Here is a 23,138-nt window from a genome sequence, read left to right on the forward strand (position 1 = left end):
ATTCAATAATATCAATGCTTCATAGTGCTGAGACTAGTTTGAAACATTAATCAGCGTGACACTGCCATCGTCGTTTACTTCGGCGATTTGACCGTTAGGCTCTTCCATGAACAGTAGAGTCACAAAGCCAAGTACCGCTGTTGCAGCAATCACTAAGAAGAACGTTTGGTAGCTCACGAATGACAACACAGTCAGGTAAACTAACGCACCCACGTTACCGTAAGCACCTGTCATACCTGCAATCTGACCTGTCATACGGCGCTTGATTAGAGGAACCGTTGCGAATACTGCACCTTCACCCGCTTGCACGAAGAAAGAACACGCCATCGCCGCGACAACCGCTAGCCATACAGGCCATGTGCTGTCTACTTGACCCATTGCGAAGTAACCCACAGCAAGACCAATCGTTAGAATAAGCAGTGTTGGTTTACGACCGAATTTATCTGAAATCCAACCACCACCTGGGCGAGACATTAGGTTCATAAAGGCATAAGCCGATGCAACCATACCTGCAAGAACCGGTGTTAATTCAAAGGTTTCAGAGAAGAACAGTGGCAGCATAGAAACCACAGCCAGTTCAGAACCAAATGTCGCGAAGTACAATACGTTAAGTACCGCTACTTGCTTGAACTTGTACTGGTGAATCTCTGGCACTTCTTCTTTGAATACGTTCTTGTTTACTTTCCAAACTTGCGACACTTCGTACACGTAAAGCGCAGCCAAACCTGCATACACAGAGTAAACCGCCATGTCAGACAACATGTTGATGTTGCTTGGTGATAGCTTCCAAGTCAGTAACGCTAAAGCGGCATACATAGGGATCTTCATAATAAGTAGGAAGAAAAAGTCACCCTTTGATGTCACTTCCATCGCTGTAACTTGAGCAGGTTTGAAGTAAGTCGAACCTTTTGGTGTATCTGACACGTTTTTGTAGAAGATAAACGAGAACGCTAAGCTCATAACGCCAGTAATACCAACCGCATAACGCCAGCCGTCTTCACCACCAAACGCTAGAGCGAGAGTTGGAAGTGTGAACGCCGCTGCTGCTGAACCGAAGTTACCCCAGCCGCCGTAAATACCTTCTGCTGTACCCAGTTCGTTGTGCGGGAACCATTCAGACACAAGACGAATACCGACAACGAAACCTGCACCAATGAAGCCCAGTAGGAAACGAGCGATGGCCGCTTGAATGAAAGAGTCTGCCAGAGCAAACATAAAACAAGGGATAGAACAGACCGCGAGTAGCGAAGAGTAGACCAACCTTGGGCCATATCTATCGGTTAGCATGCCTATGGCGACACGCGCCGGAATGGTCAATGCAACGTTGAGGATCAGGAGGGTTTTGATCTCTTCAGTAGAAAGACCAAGCGTGGTTTTTACCATTTGCAGTAGTGGGGCAAAGTTGAACCACACAACAAAGGTAATGAAAAAGGCCATCCAACTTAGGTGTAAGACCTTCATCTTACCCGTAAATGAAAGCAGCGAAAATTTAGTGTTATCCATGGTTTAAATCCTTTAAATCTGGAAAATTACCCGGTTTGTGCATCTGCGTTACTTCCGAACTTCGAACGCTTTAATGTGCATAAACCCTGTGCCGAAATTGCGCACGCCAATAAGCGTTTGCATGATGGTGTCGGCGTTTTAGTTAACTGGCGATAGCAAGTGGTGCGAGAACTTGAACTTGTTCTCCTTGCTTGCGAACTTCAAATTTCACGAGCTTGAGCTCGGGCTGTTCAAGACATTCGCCAGTTTCTAAGTGGTAATGCTGCTTGTATAAGGGTGAGGCCACGTAAGGTTCTCCGCTTAATGAACCAATTATACCACGTGACATCACATTCGCCTTGCCGATAGGGTCGTAATTAGAGAGCCCATAAAGCGTGTCGCTGCGCTTGCAGTAAAAAATAGCCACTTGGTTATCGTCTACTTTGGCGCAAATTCCCCCGTTTGGGGTTAGATCGCTGGTGCTGCATACGGTTGTCCAATTTTCCATGACTTTCTCCTAGTCTAAAATTGAGTTTTTATTTTTTTGTTTATGAACCTGATGAACCTGATGAAATTTATGAAACCTCAGTCACTTCGATTTGGTCTGCTTTAGCGAGCTTTTCATCGCGTTTTGAATTCGAAGCATCACTCAAGCTCGGCTTAGGAAAACGTTGCTCTCGCTCTTTGATGAAAGAGAGGCTAGTGTCCATTTCTTCACTGTTGATGTAGTGCTGGAAGCGCTTCATCTTCTCAGGGTTTTCAATGGTGGTTTTCCATTCACACTGGTATTTCTCGATGTTGAGTGCGATGTCAGCTTCAAGTTCTTCAGCAACATTGAGCTTGTCTTCAATCACGACTTGCTTGAGGTATTCAATGCCGCCTTCGAGGTTCTCCATCCATATCGATGTACGCTGTAGGCGATCTGCGGTACGTGTGTAGAACATCAAAACGCGGTCTATGTATTTAAGGAGTGTGGTTTCGTCTAAATCAGTGGCGAATAGGTCGGCATGGCGAGGGCGCATACCACCGTTACCACAGATGTATAAGTTCCAACCTTTGTCGGTGGCGATAACACCAATGTCTTTCGATTGCGCTTCTGCACATTCACGAGTACAGCCTGAAACCGCAAACTTGATCTTGTGTGGTGAACGTAGGCCTTTGTAGCGGTTCTCAAGTCGAATCGCTAAGCCAACACTGTCGTTGACACCGTATCGACACCAAGTACTACCGACACACGATTTCACGGTACGAACCGATTTACCGTAGGCGTGGCCAGTTTCAAAACCTGCATCAATCAGCTTTTTCCAGATGATTGGCAGTTCGTTAAGTTGTGCGCCAAACAAGTCGACACGCTGACCGCCCGTGATTTTGGTGTAGAGGTCGAACTCTTTAGCGACTTCACCAAGCACGATCAATTTATCTGGAGTGATTTCACCGCCAGCAATACGCGGAACCACTGAGTAAGTGCCGTCTTTTTGCATGTTGCCAAGGTAGATGTCGTTGGTGTCTTGCAGCTCGATATGTTGATCTTCAAGGATGTAATCGTTCCAGTACGAAGCCAGTATCGAACCGACAGCCGGTTTACATACAGTACAACCCAATCCGTTGCCGTGAGAATCTAACAGCTCGTCGAAGGTCTTGATTTTGTTGACGCGGATGATGTCGGTAAGCTCTTGACGAGAATAAGCAAAGTGCTCACAGATATCGTTAGAGACTTCCACACCCAAGTTACTCAGCTCACTATCGAGAACCTGTTTCGCAAGGGCAGAACAACCGCCACAACCTGTCGAGGCGTTAGTGGTTTCTTTCAGTGCAGCCATCGTGGTGCACCCAGCTGAAACGGCCTCTTTAATATCGCCTTTGGTCACATCAAAACATGAACAGATCACAGCGCTATCAGGCAGAGCTTCAACACCCATTGCCGAACCTGAATCATCGGCCACGTTAGGTAAAATCAGCACTGATGGGTTTTCAGGAAGAGGCATGTCATTTTGTTTGATTTGCAGTAGCGAACCGTAGGCTTCTGCATCACCCACTAACACAGCACCAACAATCTTTGTGCCGTCAGCCGAAATGATCAGGCGCTTATAAACTTGTTCAATTTCATCGTTGTAGGTATACGATTGAGCGCCTTCCGTCTTGCCGTGTACTTCACCAATACTGGCCACGTCGACGCCAAGTAGTTTGAGCTTGGTGCTCATGTCTGCGCCAGTGAATGCAGTGTCGTCAGTACCGCCAGAGACAATGTGCGAAGCCGCGATTTTTGCCATCGAATAACCGGGAGCGACTAAGCCGAAGATCTTGTTATCCCAAAGAGCACATTCACCAATCGCGTAGACGTTGTCGATGTTGGTTTGACAGTGATTGTTGATCACAATACCGCCACGCTCGCCAATCTCGACATCAGAGCTTCTTGCCAGCTCATCTTGAGGGCGAATACCGGCAGAGAATACGATCATATCGGTTTCTAAATGGGTGCCATCGGCGAAGTTCATACGGTAGCGCGCATTTTCACCGTCGACTATTTCAGAGGTCGCTTTCTCGGTATGAACTTGCACACCAAGGTCTTCAATCTTTCTGCGCAGTAGGGCACCGCCACCGTCATCTAATTGAACGGCCATTAGGCGAGGCGCGAATTCAACCACATGGGTTTCTAAGCCAAGGTTTTTGACTGCGTTTGCAGCTTCTAAGCCAAGCAAACCACCACCAATCACCACGCCAGATTTGCTGCCTTTGCTTGAAAGCTCGATGGCGTCTAAGTCTTCGATGGTGCGATAAACGTGACAGTGTTCTTGGTCGTTACCGGGAATAGGGGGAACAAAAGGGAAAGAGCCCGTCGCCAAGATTAGCTTGTCGTAACTTTCAACATGACCACTTTCAGTGATGACTTGTTGATTGGCGGTGTCTAGCTTGGCAACCTTCTGGTTCAACAAGTAGTTCACGCCGTTGCTTTGGTAATATTCTTCACTGGTCAATGACAGGTCATCAGCGCTTTTACCATTAAAGTAAGCCGTCAGCTGAACACGGTCGTAGGCTAGCCTTGGTTCTTCACTAAAAGTAATCACATCAAATTCATCACTGTCTGATTGCAGGATATTGTCGATAAATTTGTGTCCAACCATGCCGTTACCAACAACGACGATTTTCTTCTTGCTCATAATCCATTCCTTATTCTCGGCGTCACCATCACTAGCATCTAATTTCTAGTCGTTAGCAGATGAATACCGGGTTGAGATTCCACTCAATTCATAATCATCAAGAAAAACAAAAATGTTTTTTTCTAAGTCTTGGTTTTTAGTGGAGCAAGGAGGGTGCCAGATTACGGTTCGTTCTTTTAAATAAAAATTAACTTATAATTTTCAGTGGTTTAAAAAATATAGGTGGCACGCAATTACCCCTAAAGTGGTATGTAAATTTTTTGTTAGATTTATATAAATGAGCATTTGTGGTGCAACTTTCCGCAAGATGGTGCAAAAATTAAGTTTCTATCTTGGTTAAGTTCTAACTGGTTCGTTGTTGATATTTGTGTTTTTATTAAGTTATTGTTTTTAGATGAAATTATTTGCTATTCATCAGCTGCTATTAAGTGGCGTGTTATTTGCTTGTTTTCAGTTATTACAATTATGGATAATTGAGCGAGAAACGGATGACCGATTCAAACAACGGCTGGATCAAATCGACCTGTGCTTATTGTGGTGTAGGGTGTGGAATAGAAGCGAGACCGACATCGCTAGGAAAACTAGAAGTACGTGGTGATAAAGATCATCCATCAAACTATGGAAAGCTATGTACTAAAGGGATCGCGCTTGGCGACACCGTCACGCCTTTAGGTCGTCTTACACAGCCTGCTCATATTCAGAATGAGCAAAAACAAGAGCTGGACTGGAACAGTGCCACTCAATTGGTCGCAGACAAATTCAATCAAACCATCGAAGAATTTGGGGCCGACTCGGTTGCGTTCTATGTATCTGGTCAGCTGCTTACCGAAGACTATTACGTTGCCAATAAACTGATGAAAGGCTTCATCGGCAGTGGCAACATCGACAGTAATTCTAGGCTATGTATGGCTTCAACTGTGGTCGGGCATAAGCGTGCATTTGGCGCAGACACAGTACCGGTGTGCTACGAAGATCTCGAGCAAGCCGATCTAGTCGTGATTACAGGCTCCAACCTAGCATGGTGTCACCCGGTACTTTTCCAAAGATTAAGAGCCGCGAAACAAGCCAACTCTGCATTGAAAGTGATCGTGATAGATCCGCGTTATACCGACACCTGTGAAATCGCAGACATTCACTTGGCATTGGAATCTGGCTCAGACGTGGCGCTGTTTAACGGCTTATTGGGCTATCTCGACGATAACGACAAGCTAGATGTAGACTACATAGAAAACCACACTCAAGGCTTTACTGAATCGATTCGTTCTGCAACTCAATATCGCTATACCGAATCGGGCTGGGGCGACAAAAGCGTGCCTGAGCTTACAGGGTTAACAGAGCAGCAGCTAAAACAGTTCTACAGTTTGTTTGCATCGAACGAGAAGGTGCTGACCATTTACTCTCAAGGCGTGAACCAATCCACACAGGGGTGTGACAAGGTAAACGCCATTATTAACTGCCATTTAGCCACCGGAAAAATTGGCAAGCCGGGCATGGGACCATTCTCCGTAACGGGCCAGCCGAACGCGATGGGTGGGCGTGAGGTGGGCGGTTTAGCCAATACCTTAGCGGCGCACTTTGAATTTGGTGATCCGCAATCACACCAAACGGTGAGTGAGTTCTGGCAAACCGACAGCTTAGCCACACATGCGGGCTTAAAAGCGATTGACCTGTTTGATGCCATGAATGAAGGTAAAATCAAAGCCGTGTGGATCATGGCGACTAACCCAGTCGTGAGCCTGCCTGATAGCGAAAAGATCAAAGCGGCATTAGAGAAGTGCCCATTTGTGGTGGTGTCTGATTGTATTGCCGATACGGAAACCACTCGCTTGGCCGATGTGGTGCTGCCCGCGCAAGGGTGGAGCGAGAAGTCGGGTACTGTGACCAACTCTGAACGCCGAATCTCACGCCAACGCCGCGTGTTACCAAGCCCTGGGGAAGCCAAGCCCGATTGGTGGATTCTAAAAGAAGTCGCACAAAAAATGGGATTCAAAGAGCAATTCGAGTTCCGCCACGAAGGTGAGATCTTCAAAGAGTATTGCGAGATGACAGCGCTCGGCAATGAAACAGGTAAAGCGCGTGACTTGTGCTTAATTGGACTCACGCAACTGGATGAGAAAGGCTATGGCGAACTCACTCCACAGCAATGGCCAGTGTTAGAGTATCAACCAGAGATCATTGAGCAGCGCATGTTCACCAATGGCGAGTTCTTTACTGAATCAGGCAAAGCGCAGTTTATTGCAGTTGAGCACGACAAACCGATTGCCGATACCAGCCTTGAATTCCCACTTATCATGAACACAGGGCGAATCCGAGACCAATGGCACACCATGAGCCGCACAGGTTTGGCGGCAGGCTTAGGTGAACACACCCCAGAACCGTTTGTTGCGATGCACCCAGATACGGTTGCAGAGCTTGGCTTAGAAGAGTTTGGGCTAGACGCCTTCAATCACGCCACTATTAATCCTGTAGTGAAAGTGCGCAGCGCACAAGGGGAGTGCCAAGCCCGCTTAGTGGTGACCAAAGAGATGCGCCGTGAACAAGTTTTCATGCCTATCCACTGGAACGCACCGACCGCCAAAGACAGCAAACCATGCGACTTGATCTTACCTCATACCGATGCGGCATCTGGTCAGCCAGAATTCAAACACACACCTGTTGTAGTAGAGCCGTGTGGTTATCGCAGTGAAGCCGCCTTGGTCAGCGACAAAGTGATGGACTGCAGTGGCTTTGATTACTGGGTACGCCAAAGAGTGGAGGGCGGTTTTCTGTATCGCATCTCATCATCTAAGAACCCAATGGAACTGGTGATTCAACTGGCCAACACCCTCGATGCCTTACCAGAACCCAACGCGGAAGCGATTAAGTCACTCCATTACCACGGCAATAAATCATTCAAGAACTACGGCTCTGCCAAGCTGGGTCAGTCTGGTGTAAAGCAAGCCTTCGTGGTGAACAGTAAGCTCGACCATCAAAGCATTGAATGGCTGGTGGAGTGCCTAACCCGAGAAGCCGATGAAGAGTTCGAAGCCGAGTTTTTGAGTACTATGGCGAAGTAGTTATTACCTTTCACTCGCCATACCTAAAGCAAAAACGCCGACAATCATGTCGGCGTTTTTGTTTTTGAGAATGAGACTCTTGAGTTATGGCAACTCATAGTCTGAATTGGCTGTTCACTCACATATTGGGGAGTTTTCTGCATTTTGCCGAAACTATATGGAAAATTTCTGCTTTTCGTCATGTTTGATACGAAGATAAGTAGGTAAGATGATGTTATTAAATGGGTTATTAGACAGAGCCTGAACTGTTTAGATTACTAGACAGAATGGTTTCAGGGACAAAATGCAGAATTATTCTGTCTAATATAGCTGTTATGTGCTTGGAGGTTAAATGGTAACGTTCACAGAGAAAGAGTTAGATGCTGTGTTGAATAATGCAGTTGAAACCAATCCTGATTTTTTGAGATGGTTCGTTCATCAGACGAAATTTAGAAGTGGTAGATACAAGTACCTGTGGTCTCGTTCAGACCATCCTTGGGGAACAATTGACTTCGAAAGGCTTGATCCTGCAACTAATGGTACAGTGTACGAAAGGCGTCAATCTGAAACGGATATTCTGGTGGTACTTGAGGGGCAAGATGGTGGCAGGGTCGCTCTCCACATAGAGAACAAATTATCCGACGGGCACTTTACGGAATATCAAGCGGAAATGTATTCGCAAAGAGCTAAACAATGGATGAACAAAGAGAAGTTCAAGAGCTATACAGACTTCCAAACCATCCTAATTGCTCCTCAATTCTTTTATAATAACAACATAGAGAAAGCTAGGTTGTTTGATTGCTATATAAGCCATGAAGATATTGGTACGTATCTGGCGGAGTTCGCTTTAGAACGCACATAACAAACTGCTCAAGAGGGATTCTGTAGTTGACCCGATCTAGTGGACACCTTCAATAGTAATTGGAGGTGTTTATGCCAGCTTATAAATCAGGTAAAAAAACTCAACAATATCTTACGGAATTTAAGGTAACTGCTGTCCGACTTTCGCTTCGAGAAGGAGCTACAGTTAAAAGCGTGGCGCTATCATTAGATATCCACCCTTATATGCTTTCTAAATGGCGAAAGGACTATAGAGAAGGGGTTATTATGGAAGATAAACGTAAGAAAAGGACTCAGATCCCGAGCCAGAAAACTGAGTCTAGTCGGATTGCAGAGCTCGAACGTCAGAATGAACAACTTAAGCTCGAGAATGACTTGCTAAAAAAGTGGCAACGATTCGTTGCCCAAGAAAATCGACAAAATTCCGATTCATAGCCCATTACAAAACGCGTTATTCCATTGTATTGATGTGCCGTTTTCTATCTGTTTCTAAGTCGGGTTACTACGCATGGCTTGATAGAGAACCAAGCCGCTACGATCAAGAAGAGCAGGCTTTGAAGAAGCGTATAATTAAAGTGTTTACCCAGAGTCGAGAGACTTACGGCAGCCCACGAGTTCATGCAGAACTGAGGCGCCAAGGCGTTTTGGTTAGCCGAAAGCGTGTGGCTCGGATCATGAGAGAGCAAGGGCTAAGAGCACGAAGTTATCGCATTTACATGAAAATGGCCAAGCTACATCGGTTCTATCAATCGATTAAGAATATTAAAAAAGATACACCAAAACCAACGGCAGTTAATCAACAATGGTCTGGAGATCTAACGTATATAAAGCAAGGTAAACGTTGGATGTATCTAGCCGTCGTTATCGACCTTTACTCACGTAAAATCGTCGGTTGGTCGCTTGGTAGTAAGAAGAGTACACAGCTAACGATGAGTTCGTTGAGAATGGCGATTAGAAATCGAAAGCCACAAGAGCACCTGTTATTTCATACTGACAGAGGCTCTGAATATCGGGCCCATGAAGTTCAAGCTTTACTATCAAAACATGGAATTGTCCCAAGCATGAATCGTCCAGGTCATTGTACTGATAATGCAGAGGTGGAGTCGTTCTTCCATACGCTTAAAGGTGACATAATTAGGAAAAATAGCTTTAAAAGTGAGAAGCAGCTTAGAGATAAACTTGCTGGTTATATCCAGCATTTTTATAACCGTTATAGACTGCATTCAAGTCTTGGATATCGAACCCCGCATGAATATGAAGTAGCGACGGGTTAAAGAGAATAGGGTGTCCATTTTATCGGGTGAAGATCATTCGCAACGCGTGGCATTTTCACTATGCGTTGAATTTAGTGATTAAGGTGGTTTTCGGCGACATCGGTATTGCGTTGCTCACCCCTTAGCAGGGCGTTATAACACAGAATCAACTTCTTGCTCAAAAGGGGCAGTTGAACTATTATTTGTACGTTATTTTGTACTAACTGGAGTTCAATATGAGTCGTATTCATTTCGATCAAGATATTCAGCCTTTGTCTGAGTTTCGTGCCGGTGTAGCTTCATACATCAAACAAATCAATGAGACTCGTCGTCCATTGGTTATTACGCAACGTGGCAAAGGTGTTGCTGTTGTTCTCGATGTTGCTGAGTATGAAGCAATGCAAGAGAAAATCGAATTACTGGAAGAAATGCGCACAGCAGAAGCTCAGTTAGCTTCTGGTCTCGGTGTTTCCAATGATGATGCGCGTGCTCAAGTACTTGGGCGCATTAAAAAATGAAAGTAGTCTGGTCTCCATTAGCACTTCAGAAACTAGGTGATGCAGCGGAGTTTATTTCTTTGGATAACCCACCTGCAGCAGAGAGGTGGGTAAACGAAGTTTTTGATAAAACTGAACTACTTGGAAGTATGCCTGAAATGGGGCGGTTTGTTCCTGAAATGCCCCACACGAACTATCGCGAAATCATCTTTGGTCACTATCGTATTATCTACAGTTTAAGTCACGAAATCCGCGTACTAACAGTTCGTAATTGTCGTCAAATTTTATCGGAAGATGACGTGTAAAACTGTGTTATAACAAACTGTTTAAGAGTGATTCGCAACGCGTGGCATTTTCACTATGCGTTGCGTTTAGTGTTTAAGGTGGTATGCGGCGGCATCGGTATTGCCTTGCTCACACCTTAACAGGGCTACATGGACTCCCTCTTTTGTCAACAATAGCTCCCGCTGACAACAGTGGATCGGACAGCAGCTCTACATTCGGTGTTTAATCGGATTCGTTCCGTCACCTTGATGATATTCGCTTGATGCCAGCCTCATTCGTTAAACAGTATTTATTACTTCCCAATTAAACAGGTTTAGGCATCTCGGTCTGGTCATATTGTCATCATTTGCTATTGCTTTGACTCGGTGAGTGTTAACCGTTTACATAGTTAATCTTGTACTCTTTTCCCGTTGTTAATAATGCCCATATTATACGAGCGTTCTTTGCTGCTAGGGCGACAGCTGCTCGTTTATAACCTCGTCGTTCAACGAGTTGATTTAACCAAATACTGTTGCGATCGGTTTTCTCTTTACATCGTGCAATAACGGCTCTTGCGCCATGAATAAGTAGAGTGCGAATGTGTTTTTCGCCTCTTTTGCTGATGCGACCAAGATGAACATGACCACCTGTTGAGTATTGTCTTGGAACCAACCCTATCCAAGCAGCGAATTGGCGGCTGGAGCCAAATTGTTTGGCGTCATTGACTGTCGCGACAATGGCACTTGCACTGTGTTCACCGACACCTGGAATATCCATGAGGGTTTTGGCTGATGCCATCTCTCGGATTAAAGCAGAGACTCTGCGATCATAGTGCAGTACTTCTAGGTTAAGGTTTTGAATCTTGTTTGATAGATCTTGAAGTAGCTCTCGAGCGAGTATAGGCAGCCCATTTCCTGCATCTTCAAGGACACTACCAATAGTGTTTTGAGCCGAGTAGCGCCCCTGAGGCATCACAATACCAAATTCGGAAAGCAAACCTCTGAGCTGGTTAATAGTCGCCGTTCTTGTTTTAATTAGCCCCTGTCGAATACGATGCAGGCAAAGCACAGCTTGTTGCTCTTCACTTTTTATAGAGACAAATCGTGTTTTGGGTCTAGATACCGCTTCACAGATGGCCTCCGCGTCATTGGCATCGTTCTTCTCATTTTGTCGATATGGAATAACGAATTTGGACGCCATAATTTTCGGGTTATGACCGAGTTTCAGTAGCTCTCTCGCCCAGTGGTGTGCACCAGAGCACGCCTCCATACCGATGAGGCAGGGCGGTAACTTCGCGAATGTGTCTAAGAGTTTGTTTCTTTTGACAGTTTTGCGTAGAACACACTTGCCATATGCATCAACGCCGTGAATACTGAACACATTCTTGGCGAGGTCAACGCCAATAGTTTGAATGGTGGACATAGTAACCTCCAGTTCTTCAGCGTGTACTAAGTAAGTATGGCACGCAGAGTGTCAGGTAGAGGGAGTCCATATCATTCGTTAAATGGCTAGGAGGCACCATGCGAAAACTACTTATAGGTATGATGTGTTTGGGTTTTACTTTATCAGCAAACGCAGACTGCGATTCAATGAAGTTCGATTTAATAGGTTCTAAATCGATCGAGCATATTGCACCAGACAGTGATGCTTCACTGCATCTCACGTATTCTGACAGAAGTGCTATAGAGGTTCTCGTTAAAGATATACGTCAAATAGTCAGTTCTAATATGTCGGCAAACAAGTCATATGTAGCTGAATCAAAGGAACGGTTGTTACATGCATTAAACCAACAACAATCCAATGAAGGAGTTGAATTCGAGGTGTTTCTTAGTTCAATTGACGGTTATGAAGACTCACCTGAATTAGTTAGAACGCACATGTATGTAGGGCTGCTACGTGCGATAGAGTGGGCAATCTATAAAGGTAAAAGCGTAGCGCTGGTTGATGGTGAATCACTACTCGAGAGTAAAATGACACTCTATCAAAGCGATACTGACCCAAGTGTTCGTAGGTTAATATATGAGTCTCAGAACGTGACTTTGTATGAAATATGTGGGCAGATTTAGTAGCCATTTAACAAACAATTTAAGCAGATTCGCAACGCTTGGTATTTTCAGTTTTAATCGTTGGGCTTTGTGTTTATGGTGGTAATGCTTAGTTTGGTGGTAGCGTTGCTCACTACTTAACGTGGCGTTATACCGAAAGGAGAAAAATTAACATGGAGTTAGTTTCACCGTCACGAGAACTAGAATCAGCTTTTCTGGTTATGTATAGAGATTTTGCTGACAAAGACGTTGATAATTCAGAGTATTACAGTGAATGCGAAACTAGTTTTTCATCTTATGTTCAGCGTCTGAGTGATGAATCAAAGGGTATTAATCTCAGAGAGGGCTATGTTCCATGTAGTCATTTCTGGCTAGTAGATTCTCACGGCAATATTATCGGTGCTATAAGAGTTCGTCATAACATCGAGAATGAGTTTTTGTCGTTGGAAGCAGGTCATATTGGCTATGATATTGCGCCTTCATTTCGCGGTCGAGGCTATGGAAAGCAAATACTTAAACTTGCGCTGATCGAAGCGAAAGCGCTTGGAATAAATCGGGCTTTGGTTACCGCCGATGAAGATAATTATGCCTCACGTAAAGTTATCGAAGCCAATGGGGGAGAGCTTGAAAATATAGTAATGGGCAAGGTCTTTCCTAACCTGTTGGCAAGGTATTGGATTCGCTGCGAGTAGCGGTATAACAAACGTTTAAGAATCAACCCAACCAAACAGGGCGCCATTTACAGGCGCCCTTTGTGTTAGTTGGAAACGCTGTAAGTGTCGTAGTCGCGGAGTAAGAAGATTGCGACACAGGCTGCGAGCATTGGCCAAGAGGCGAAGAACAGTAGGTTGTTGAACGGGTCCATGTATTTTCCAAAAGAGGAAAAGGTTGAGCCTGCGTGCAGAACTAAAATGGCTCCGTAGGTGTATTTTTTCCACATACCTACAACGAATGCGCCTAAAAATCCGAGCTGCGCGACACCCAGAGCCATCATCGCATTGTTCGAGATGTCGATGCCGTAAAAGCCGGACAGTACTTTTGTCGCGTGCTCCGGGACAAGGATCTTATCCAAGCCCCAGAATAAGAAGACGATAAAAATGCCGATTCTCAGCAGTAGTAGGCTAGTTGCCAGTTTAGTTTGAAGTGTCTTTTCCATGATATCCCTTGTGATGCATTCAATGATGCGATGATTTAAATGTTCATCAAAGGAGACCCATAGCCTTCTCGTTTTCTTTCGCAGTTTTTCAGTGGCTTATGTAACAGGAAATGTCTGGTTGGTTTGTTCCTCAACGTTATCGGACTCAAAATGCTGTTGCTTGAGTAAGCTGATAGTCAGGTTTATCGGCATCGGCTTATAAAAATAGAAGCCTTGGATATAGTCGACACCAAGCTTAGATAAGATTTTCACTTGGGATTCGTACTCGACACCTTCGACGATGACTTGCATGCCTAAGGTGCGTGATAGTTGAAGCATGGACTCTAGCAGAGGGAGACCAAAGCTGGATTCGTCGGATATGTTTTTCACGAACACGCGATCAATCTTGAGAATGCTAAACGGGAACTGCCTTACAAAATCTAACCCTGCGTAGCCTGTACCAAAATCATCAATCGCAACTCTTACGCCCATGTTTGATAGCTTGGTTAGGTTGTCTCTAATTTTGACCATGTCGGCATCAGAACATTCACCATCTTCGGTTACTTCGAAAACCACCTGCTTGAGAATCTCAGGGTGTCTTTTAAAGATGCTGATCACCTTGTTAGAGAAGTTACTGTTGGACACAACGTTGCGGCTGATGTTGACGCTGATGTACTTTGAGTCGAACACATCTTGATTGCTTTTCAACGTCATTAATACTTTGCGCAGCACGAAGTAGGTGAGCTCCTCAATCAACCCTAAGCTTTCAGCAAGCGGAATGAAAATAGCAGGGGAGACGTTACCTTCAATTGGGTCGTTCCATCGTAATAACGACTCACAGCCGACGATCTCATTGGTGTTTTGGTTAACGATGGGCTGCATGTGAACATGAAGGTGCTGGTTTTTTAGCGCACTTGAAAGCGAATATTCTAAGCTGCGTTGGCTCTGCTTTTTATGCTTGATGGAAAGGAGAATAATGGTGGTGATTCCGGCCATCAAAAAGCCAAACCATAAATAGCTCAACATGAAGTGAAGATAAAACTGATACCCAATGTATGAGGTGATGGTCAATGGGTAGGTGTTTGATTGTATCCGCACCTTGGCGATTGAGGAGTCAATATCGGTAGGGTGGATATCTCTTTTGATCACTTCAACTTTGGCCTGTATTCCATGGTTGCTAAGATTTGTTTCAACAAGGTCATAGATGAAGTGTGGCGGAATCATCAGGCTCACTCCGGCATCTTCTTTGTTCGAGAAAATGAGCATGATGGACTGAACTTGCGTGATGGCCGAGTTGGAATACGACAGGGTCGTTAAATTCGGATCGTCGTTGAGTCGCTGCCTGATGGCGCTGTATAGGCGAAATGAAACGTCACCATCGGTGGTTGAACAGTAAAATCGGTTCTGTTTATTGAATACCGCTGCTTCTTTTACCCAATCGGCTTCAAAAACGTTTTGTCGAAGCTGTCTAACGATCGCGTCGCAAGACTGTTCAGGTCTAACTTCAGATAAAAAACGGTCGAACCTTGATTGGATCCCTTCTAACCTGGTTTCGACTAACCTTGATGTGTCTTCGGTTAATGTTTGGTAGTGATACGGTGTAAAAGGAATGAGCATTGCCATGGAAAAAAAGAAAGAAATGGCAAAGTAAAATGAAGTCTTGGCAATGTTTTGGTACTTGATATCCATAGTTGGAGAAGCGTTACCGATTTATGTGAGCATTCGATTTAATTTATAAAGTTAACGATTACGTAGCAATATAAATAATTAATATTGTGAATGTAGGCACGAATTATTGATATAAATAATATGTTTTCTAGTTTTACCAGCTAAATCTGAGCGTTATCTCGTTTATTTGAGTTATCGAGGCGTCATTTTTGATGATTCATGCGGATAACAAATGTTTATGTCCTGATAAATTTTATTGTTATTTGGTCTGGCTGAATGAGTTGAATGAGTTGAATGAGTTGAATGAGTTGAATGAGCTGAATATTGAGCCATGTTTAAATTAATAAAGTCACGACACGATTCGTTTTGGTGGTGACAGCATAAGGGATGTTTATGAAAAAACTGATATCAGCACTCATAGCGTTGTGCTTCTCATTCTCTGCGTTGGCCGATGACGGTGTTGTTGATTGCGAGAATGCGATGAATACCATCGAGATCAATCAGTGTGCGGCAATTGAGTTGGAATCTGCACAAGCGGAACTGGATAAATACCTTGCAGCCAGCTTTGAGCACAATGCTTATGATGCTGAGCTGGTGGCATCAATTAAGAAGGCTCAGGAGAGCTGGCAGGTGTACATGACAGCGCATTGTGACTCGGTGTACACCCAATGGCGTGATGGTTCCATTCGAGGGGTTATGGCGCTTTCCTGCAAGACAAGGTTAACCAAGCAGCGCACGCATAAGGTGTGGGCGAATTTCTTAACCTATATGGACAGCACGCCTCCCGTTTTATCAGAGCCTAAATTAGCGCCGTAGGCCGATTTGAAATGCGTACAGGACTGTGCACCTGCTTCAACCTTTGGCGTGCGAATAAGAAAACGATAGGGGATTGCCTTACTCTTTCGTTCTTAGTCTCTAGTTCTTAGTCTCCAGCTTGAAGCATTACAGCTTTAAGTATTACCTAGCAAGGATTCGATTTTGAATAATGTCAGTTTCACCCTTATTCAGCTTGAAGTTGAATACAAGAGCAAACAAAAGAACATTGATTCGGTCTCTGATCTTTTGCAAGCGGAGTCGTCAGTCGGTGATATTACTTTACTGCCTGAACTGTTCACTACTGGGTATATTTTTAACGAGGCTGAAGAAATTCACGAATTGGCTGAAGACTTCGCCGACAGCATTACCATTGACTCATTAACTGAGATGGCAGCGAGGCATCACACCTTGATTGTTGCGGGTATTGCCGAGAAAGATAGCGGCCAATATTACAACAGTGTGGTGGTTGTGGACTCTTCCGGTTTACGACACAAATACAGAAAAATCAGTCAAACCAAATTCGATAAGCAGTATTTCTCGAGAGGGGAGGAACGCCTCACGTTTGAGCACAAAGGCTTGAAGTTTGGTGTCGCGATTTGCTTTGATATTTGGTTCCCAGAGATCATGAGAGCCTATCAGTCGGTCGACGTTATTCTTCACCCTGCCAACTTCGGTGGGCATCACAGCTTTGCTATTGCTCAAGCAAGGGCTTTAGAAGAAGGTTGTCATGTGGTGACGTGTAATCGGGTTGGACAGGATGTGGTTGATTCGTTTACCGCGACTTATTGTGGTGGAAGCAGAGTCTACTCACCCAAAGGGGAGTTAATGATTCAACTCAACGACAAGCAATCGGTAGAAACCGTGAGTATTCAAGATCTCTCGATTGCGCCGCAATACAATGGCGTTGATGTTGAAGATGAGATTCAGCAAATCACCGCTCTCTTAGACCGTTAAACCGTTAAACCGTTAAATCGCTAGAACAGAGACTAGCGCGGTATAAGATCGAAAAACGCAAGGTGATTAAGCCTTGCGTTTTAGTTTGAGAACCAAGCGTTCTTAAGCTTGATCGTTCATTTGATTCAGCTGTTCGACTGAGTGGGCGTTTTTCATCCGCTGAGCTTGATGGATATTGACCATAAGGCGATTGAGCAGTTTTTGCAGTCGTTCAATATCCGGCAGTTGTTGATTTTTGGCTTCGACTTCTAGTTCCAATGCCTGCTTAGAAAGCATGTTAAGACCTAAGTTCAGTGACATGCCTTTAATGGAGTGCAGGGTGCGACAAAGTGGCTCTAATTCTTTCGCTAAATAGTATTCGATGACGCGGTCAACCGACTGTTCGAATTCAATAATGGTTGAGTCGATGAGTAAGCTGAACCCTTCCGTGTCGTCTTTCAGTATGTGTATCACTTCTGAATGGCTGATCTCTTCTTCCGTTAACCTTAACGTTTCAATAGGCTTACGATGAAGCTCGACAATATTTTCATTCTCACTCGAACCTTCGGCTGAGGTTTGTTTCGGTAATCGACTTGAGAACTGTTGTAGGGCGTCGAAGAAACTCTCTTGCTGCAGAGGCTTGGTCAGAATATGGTCGACACCTGCCTGAATAAAGTTGTCATGCGCCTCACGGAATACATCGGCCGTGTAAGCGAATATCAAGGTATCGAGTTTCAGTTTTTCGCGGATGTGATGTGTTGTTTCGACCCCGTTCATTTCAGGCATATGATTGTCCATCAAGATAAGGTCATATTGAGTGGTTTTGAGGCGTTCAATCGCCAATTTTCCGTTCTCCGCATGATCGACATGATGGCCGAGTTTTTCACAGAAGCCTTGTGCAACAATTGCATTAATACGGTTATCTTCCACCAACAGGATACTTAACGAGTCATAACTGAGGGTTTCTGCATCGACTGTATGGGTAGCGATGTCTTTCGCTTTGCTTTCTTGCCATGTGATAGGCAGAGAGACTTGGAATTTTGTACCAAGCCCAACAGCACTGGTTAATGTGATTTCTCCGTTCATGAGGTTGACTAGGTTCTTGACGATTGCGAGGCCAAGCCCTGTTCCGCCAAACTTCCTTGTTGTGGAAGTGTCGGCTTGTTCGAACGAATTGAATACCTGCTCGTGCTTATCTTTCGGAATACCAACCCCGGTGTCTGTTACCGTGAGAATCAGTTGATTGTTGGGGCGATTGAGGTCAGCTTGAATGGACACATGACCTTCTTTGGTGAATTTGGTCGCATTGCCACCCAAGTTGAACATGATTTGACGTAGCCTTGCACAGTCTCCGACGAGTTGGATGTTTTTCGGTATGTTATTTTCGATCAACAGGCGAATGCCTTTTTCATCCGCTAAGGGTTTTAGTGCGCTGCATACAGGCTGCATGACTTGAACAAAGTTAAAGGGAGCCACGTCTAGCTCAAGCTTGTTTTCTTCGACTTTTGAGAAGTCCAGAATGTCGTTGAGTATCGTCATCAAGTGGTGACCAGAATCGAGAATGATGTTGATGTTCTCTTTTGTTTCGGGTTCTTGGGTCTGGCTTGCAATGATTTGAGATATTCCAAGAACGCCGTTCATTGGCGTTCTGATCTCGTGGCTCATGGTAGACAGAAAATCGCCCTTAGCTTTTACTGCGGCTTCAGCTTTGGTTCGTTCGGCGATTAGCTCCTGAGTTTTCGCTCTCATTTCACTGTCATTACTGATCAAATTGGCTGTCATTTTTTGAAAGCTTTGTTTGAGATGAGCGATTTCGTCTTGGGTGTTTATATTCGAACTCAACTCCAGAGTTGCAGCACCTTGATCCAAATGGCCAGCGGCAACTTGGTTAGTGGCCTCAAGTAGGGTGTGTAATCTTCGATTAATACGCTTTGACGCCCACGCAGCAACAAGGAGTGAGATGAACACGGAAAACAGTGTTCCGAGGATTAATATGTAGCTGGTTTGATTGGCTGAGCTCTCCGATTTTTCGACCCTGAGAATAATAAGTTGTTGTTCAATTTCAATGAATTGAGCAATCTCTTGGCGGATCTCATCAATCAATTTTTTTCCGGTTTGCTGCTGAGTGAGGTCGATGACACTTTGTATTTCAGCTTCGCCTTTATTGACAAGGCTGCGTTGATTGATCTCTTTCTCTCCAGACTGTTTCAGCCATGTTTTATGAATATCATCGATTCTATATAGGCGTTCTACTTGAGGTGGGTTATCACTCACTTGATTCGCAAGGGTTTGGAGTTTTTGAGGCCATACATCAAGAGCTAAATGGTAGGGTTCTAAAAAAACAGGATCACCCGTGATCAAGTAACCACGTTCAGCCGTTTCTATGTCGACTGTTAAGCTGAGAAGTTCTTGAGCCCGAGCGATGGCTTTATGTGTGTGTACAACCCAACTATTGTCTTTTACAACCGTTCGGGTGTTTTCATGGACAGAAAAAGCCACGATAAGCATCAAAGCGATAGGAATCAAAAAGCTGACTAATAGCTTTTTCTGTAGGGATATATTGTCAAACCAACCCGCGATCATAAAACAGCGCTCTCCATGTCGTTGTTATTCAATGTTAGTGTAGATGATAATCAGTCGTTAAGTGCGCAAATAGTTGCTGAGTGTGTAAATACATACTTTAGCGTGTAAGTTTCGCATATTAACGGCATTTTAGGGGCGATTAAGCGGCGTTATTATGTTTCAAAGACAAAAAAGCTAGCTCAATAAGCTAGCTTTCAACGGTGTGATGAGTGTGGCGAGTATTAAAGCGCTTTTACGCTGCTTCGTTCAACAAGAGTAGGTTCAAGTTCAACGACTTGCGGATAAGCATCTGGAGTTTGTAATCTGCTCAAAAGCGTATCCACTGCGGCTTTACCTAAACGATGTTTTGGCTGGTGGACAGTGCTTAACGCGGGTGTCATGTACTTCGACAGGTGGATGTCATCGTAGCCAATGATAGACAGATCATTCGGAATCGATGTGCCATCTTGCGCCGCAGCGTGAATCACGCCCATCGCCATCATATCGTTACTGACGAACAAGGCAGACGGCATTTCGCCACGAGTTTTTAATGTTTGGTAAGAGTCAAAACCACCGTCACATTCAAAGTTGGATTCAACAATCCACTTAGGGTTGATCTCTAAATTGGCTTCTTCCATTGCTTGCTTGAAGCCTTGATAACGAGACGAAGCTTGATTGCGGTGCAGTGGGCCTGTGATACAACCAATTTGAGAATGGCCATTATCAATCAGGTGCTTAGTCGCCATGTAGCCACCTTGGTGCGAGTTGTCTTGGATCTTATCGCTCGCAAACAACATAGGGCCCCAGTCCATTACCACAACAGGTAATTCTGGGTAGCGTTCAAATACGTCAATGTGCTCGCCTTCAAGGGTTGAACACATCAGCATTAGGCCATCGACACGCTTCTGCAGCAAGGTATCGATAGAGGATTTCATGCGTTCGCTGTCGCCTTCGGTGTTACACAAGATAAGGTTGTAGCCTTTTTCGTAGCAACGACGTTCGACACCTTTCACCACTTCGCCAAAGAATGGGTTGGTGGATGTGGTCACTAGCATTCCCAAGGTTTTGGTTTGCTTCATTTTCAAGCTGCGAGCCAATGCAGAAGGCGCATAGTTGAGTTCTTTAGCCGCACTGTTAACACGCTCAGCAATCTCTTCACTGACAAAGCGTGATTTGTTGATCACGTGGCTCACGGTAGAAGTCGAAACCTTTGCGAGCCGTGCGATGTCTTTCATTGTTGCCATAAATAATCCTTGTGGGAATAACCTTCCACGTTGGGCGATATTCTGCCTGAAAACAGGGGCTTATGCTTGTTGTTTGTTGTTACCGAATTTGAAGGCTAACATCCGTTAACCACGGTTTAGCTCAGGAGTTAAGCCTTCAAATAGGTATCAAACTAAGCAGACAGTTGCTCTGCCAAAAACGCATCGGTTTCAGCACGGCTTGGAATCGACGTTTGAGCACCAAAGCGTGTCACAGAGATAGCAGCTGCAGCGTGGGCAAATTTAATCGCACGCTCAAGTGGCATATCTTCAAGCAAGCCTGTCACCAACGCGCCGTTAAAGGTGTCACCTGCGGCAGTTGTATCTGTTGCTTCAACACGGAAACCTGCGATTAATTCACCTTCGCTGGCTTCATTGCCTTGACCGCGATGACTCACCCAAACGCCTTTCGCGCCAAGGGTGATCATTACTGTTTCGATGCCTTTAGCATGCAGAGCCAACGCAGCCTGGTGAGCAGATGCATTGTCCGTCACGGTAATACCCGTTAGCACTTCAGCTTCGGTTTCGTTGGGTGTAATCACGTCAACACAAGCAAGCAGTGAATCCGATAATGGACGAGCAGGAGCCGGGTTTAGAATGACTTGCGTGCCACTCTCTTTTGCTACTTTCGCAGCGTATTCAATGCCTTCAATTGGCGTTTCAAGCTGAGTCAGCAAGTATTTAGCGCCGCGAATCTTCTCTAGATGCGGCTCGATTTGATCGCAAGTCAGCTTGTCGTTCGCTTCCGCAGAAAGACAAATGCTGTTTTCGCCGGTTGCTGATACTTGGATCATCGCAATGCCAGTCGGCGTGTTGTCCGCAACGATCACACCGTCGATGTTGATACCATCTTTAGCAAAATCTTGACGAATGTTGACGCCAAATGGGTCGTCACCAACACAGGCGATGAAGCCAATGTCTGCGTTTAATCTTGCTGCCGCTACGGCTTGGTTTGCGCCTTTGCCGCCAGGAATGACCTGATAGTTACCGCCAATCAAGGTTTCACCCGGACGAGGGAACGAAGGAACTTGCAGTACGTGGTCAGCGTTAACGCTACCTAAAACAATCAGTTGAGTCATGATACGAGCCTTATGATATATCGTATTTGAAAATGCATGGGTCTTTCTCATTACGTTAATTCGCATTACGTTGATTGCTAGCCTTGTTAGCGGCTTATGAGAAACAGCGATGCACTATCGGGTTTTTGCTTTTGTCTTGAGCTAATGAGCTAAGCAAAGCAGGGGATAGGGGACCCCTGCTTTATATCGCGTTATCTAGTAATGATTACTTAGCGATGATTTTTAGAGGTACTGGTACGTACTCGTCTACTGTTTCGCCTTTCAGTACTTTGTCTGCCATTTCGATACCTAGAGAACCGATTAGGTCAGGCTGTTGTGCAACCGTTGCGCCAAGTAGGCCGCGGTTAACTGCTGCGATGCCGTCTTCAGTGCCATCAAAGCCAACGATCATCACTTCTTTACCTGAAGCTTGAACTGCGCGAAGAGCACCTAGAGCCATTTCATCGTTTTGAGCGAATACTGCTTGTACATCTGGGTTAGCAGCAAGCAAGTTTTCCATTACGTTCAGACCTTTAGTACGGTCGAAGTCAGCAGGTTGGCTTGCTAGAAGCTCAAGGTCGCTGCCGTTTACTGCGTTCATGAAGCCTTCACCACGTTCACGAGCAGCAGAAGTACCAGCGATACCTTCAAGTTGGATTACTTTCGCTTTTTCGCCCACTTTTTCCATGATGAAGTGGCCTGCCATTTCGCCGCCGATTACGTTATCAGAAGCGATGTGGCTCACTACGTCACCACGGCTTGCACCACGGTCTAGCGTTAGTACAGGGATGTCTGAGCGGTTAGCAATACGAATCGCGTTAGACACAGCGTCTGAATCCGTTGGGTTAATCAGGATTGCTTTAACACCACGAATGGTTAGATCTTCAATGTTCGAAAGCTCTTTGCTTGGGTCGTTTTGAGAATCAAGAACGATAAGCTTGTAGCCTAGCTCTTCCGCTTTCGCTTCTGCGCCATCTTTCATGGTTACGAAGAATGGGTTGTTCAATGTAGACAGAACGATTGCCATTGTATCTTGCGCCTGTGCAGACACAGATACCGTTGTAGAAAGAAGAGCAGCAGAAATAAGAGTCGCTAATTTTTTCATGGTGTAAGTCCTTTGTGTAGGGTGA

Annotated in this window: 19 protein-coding genes; 9 read left to right on the forward strand and 10 right to left on the reverse strand. The window is 45.0% G+C overall.

The features are described from left to right. Positions 1–33: 33 nt before the first annotated feature. From OCV20_RS17745 to nirB, 3 genes are all read right to left on the reverse strand, one after another. On the reverse strand, positions 34–1,503 hold the full coding sequence (locus OCV20_RS17745; protein ID WP_086774778.1) for a NarK family nitrate/nitrite MFS transporter: 1,470 nt from the start codon (positions 1,501–1,503) through the stop codon (positions 34–36). 142 nt (positions 1,504–1,645) lie between these two features. Then, entirely contained in the window at positions 1,646–1,990 is a 345-nt protein-coding gene (gene nirD / locus OCV20_RS17750) for a nitrite reductase small subunit NirD (RefSeq protein ID WP_012600889.1), read from the reverse strand. A gap of 67 nt (positions 1,991–2,057) precedes the next feature. Continuing rightward, a complete protein-coding gene (nirB, locus tag OCV20_RS17755) occupies positions 2,058–4,640 on the reverse strand; it encodes a nitrite reductase large subunit NirB (protein ID WP_086774779.1) in 2,583 nt (860 codons plus the stop codon). Positions 4,641–5,113: 473 nt separating this feature from the next. On the opposite strand from nirB, the gene OCV20_RS17760 reads away from it, so the two are divergent. The 5 genes from OCV20_RS17760 to OCV20_RS17785 all read left to right on the forward strand — a co-directional run bounded on the left by OCV20_RS17760 (position 5,114) and on the right by OCV20_RS17785 (position 10,570). Then, positions 5,114–7,696: a molybdopterin oxidoreductase family protein gene (locus OCV20_RS17760; RefSeq protein ID WP_086774781.1), complete on the forward strand. Its 2,583-nt coding sequence runs from the start codon at positions 5,114–5,116 to the stop codon at positions 7,694–7,696. A 331-nt stretch (positions 7,697–8,027) separates the two neighbouring features. Further along, complete coding sequence (locus OCV20_RS17765) at positions 8,028–8,537, forward strand: hypothetical protein (protein WP_086774782.1); 510 nt, start codon at positions 8,028–8,030, stop codon at positions 8,535–8,537. A 71-nt stretch (positions 8,538–8,608) separates the two neighbouring features. After that, positions 8,609–9,789, forward strand: a protein-coding gene (locus tag OCV20_RS17770; protein WP_102445278.1) for an IS3-like element ISVisp1 family transposase whose coding sequence is annotated in 2 segments (ribosomal slippage) — positions 8,609–8,894 and positions 8,894–9,789 — 1,182 coding nt in all. Because the reading frame shifts where the segments join, the coding sequence is not laid out codon by codon here. 215 nt (positions 9,790–10,004) lie between these two features. Then, a complete protein-coding gene (locus OCV20_RS17780; RefSeq protein ID WP_000086647.1) occupies positions 10,005–10,286 on the forward strand; it encodes a type II toxin-antitoxin system Phd/YefM family antitoxin in 282 nt (93 codons plus the stop codon). Further along, on the forward strand, positions 10,283–10,570 hold the full coding sequence (locus OCV20_RS17785; protein ID WP_005445239.1) for a type II toxin-antitoxin system RelE/ParE family toxin: 288 nt from the start codon (positions 10,283–10,285) through the stop codon (positions 10,568–10,570). Before OCV20_RS17780 ends, OCV20_RS17785 begins: the two co-directional genes overlap by 4 nt. A 352-nt stretch (positions 10,571–10,922) precedes the next feature. On the opposite strand, the gene OCV20_RS17795 is transcribed toward OCV20_RS17785, so the two are convergent. Beyond that, positions 10,923–11,951 carry an IS110 family RNA-guided transposase gene (locus tag OCV20_RS17795; RefSeq protein WP_086774218.1) on the reverse strand — a complete coding sequence of 343 codons (1,029 nt, stop codon included), beginning with the start codon at positions 11,949–11,951 and terminating at the stop codon, positions 10,923–10,925. 98 nt (positions 11,952–12,049) lie between these two features. Here OCV20_RS17795 and OCV20_RS17800 point away from each other — a divergent pair, with 98 nt between their 5' ends. Further along, complete coding sequence (locus tag OCV20_RS17800) at positions 12,050–12,595, forward strand: hypothetical protein (protein WP_086774219.1); 546 nt, start codon at positions 12,050–12,052, stop codon at positions 12,593–12,595. Positions 12,596–12,747: 152 nt separating this feature from the next. Then, on the forward strand, positions 12,748–13,266 hold the full coding sequence (locus OCV20_RS17805; RefSeq protein ID WP_086774220.1) for a GNAT family N-acetyltransferase: 519 nt from the start codon (positions 12,748–12,750) through the stop codon (positions 13,264–13,266). 65 nt (positions 13,267–13,331) lie between these two features. Here OCV20_RS17805 and OCV20_RS17810 read toward each other — a convergent pair whose 3' ends face one another. Together OCV20_RS17810 and OCV20_RS17815 are read right to left on the reverse strand one after the other, a co-directional pair. Next, positions 13,332–13,730, reverse strand: a complete 399-nt coding sequence (locus OCV20_RS17810; RefSeq protein WP_048613463.1) for a hypothetical protein — start codon at positions 13,728–13,730, stop codon at positions 13,332–13,334. 96 nt (positions 13,731–13,826) lie between these two features. Beyond that, complete coding sequence (locus OCV20_RS17815; RefSeq protein ID WP_086774221.1) at positions 13,827–15,398, reverse strand: EAL domain-containing protein; 1,572 nt, start codon at positions 15,396–15,398, stop codon at positions 13,827–13,829. A 372-nt stretch (positions 15,399–15,770) separates the two neighbouring features. Between OCV20_RS17815 and OCV20_RS17820 the strand changes: the two genes are divergently transcribed. Both OCV20_RS17820 and OCV20_RS17825 read left to right on the forward strand, forming a co-directional pair. Then, positions 15,771–16,193: a lysozyme inhibitor LprI family protein gene (locus OCV20_RS17820; protein ID WP_086774222.1), complete on the forward strand. Its 423-nt coding sequence runs from the start codon at positions 15,771–15,773 to the stop codon at positions 16,191–16,193. A gap of 162 nt (positions 16,194–16,355) precedes the next feature. Then, positions 16,356–17,147, forward strand: a complete 792-nt coding sequence (locus OCV20_RS17825) for a carbon-nitrogen hydrolase family protein (RefSeq protein ID WP_086774223.1) — start codon at positions 16,356–16,358, stop codon at positions 17,145–17,147. 102 nt (positions 17,148–17,249) lie between these two features. Here the strand turns inward: OCV20_RS17825 and OCV20_RS17830 are convergent, their stop codons facing one another. The 4 genes from OCV20_RS17830 to rbsB form a co-directional block, all read right to left on the reverse strand. Beyond that, complete coding sequence (locus OCV20_RS17830; protein ID WP_086774224.1) at positions 17,250–19,709, reverse strand: CHASE3 domain-containing protein; 2,460 nt, start codon at positions 19,707–19,709, stop codon at positions 17,250–17,252. Positions 19,710–19,930: 221 nt separating this feature from the next. Further along, positions 19,931–20,932: a substrate-binding domain-containing protein gene (locus OCV20_RS17835; protein ID WP_048613455.1), complete on the reverse strand. Its 1,002-nt coding sequence runs from the start codon at positions 20,930–20,932 to the stop codon at positions 19,931–19,933. A 152-nt stretch (positions 20,933–21,084) separates the two neighbouring features. Continuing rightward, positions 21,085–22,029: a ribokinase gene (gene rbsK, locus OCV20_RS17840; protein WP_050633069.1), complete on the reverse strand. Its 945-nt coding sequence runs from the start codon at positions 22,027–22,029 to the stop codon at positions 21,085–21,087. 205 nt (positions 22,030–22,234) lie between these two features. After that, positions 22,235–23,113 carry a ribose ABC transporter substrate-binding protein RbsB gene (gene rbsB, locus OCV20_RS17845; RefSeq protein WP_017058470.1) on the reverse strand — a complete coding sequence of 293 codons (879 nt, stop codon included), beginning with the start codon at positions 23,111–23,113 and terminating at the stop codon, positions 22,235–22,237. Between the last annotated feature and the right edge of the window lie 25 nt (positions 23,114–23,138).

The sequence above is a fragment of the Vibrio coralliirubri genome, assembly GCF_024347375.1.
GTDB classification, from domain to species: Bacteria; Pseudomonadota; Gammaproteobacteria; order Enterobacterales; family Vibrionaceae; genus Vibrio; species Vibrio coralliirubri.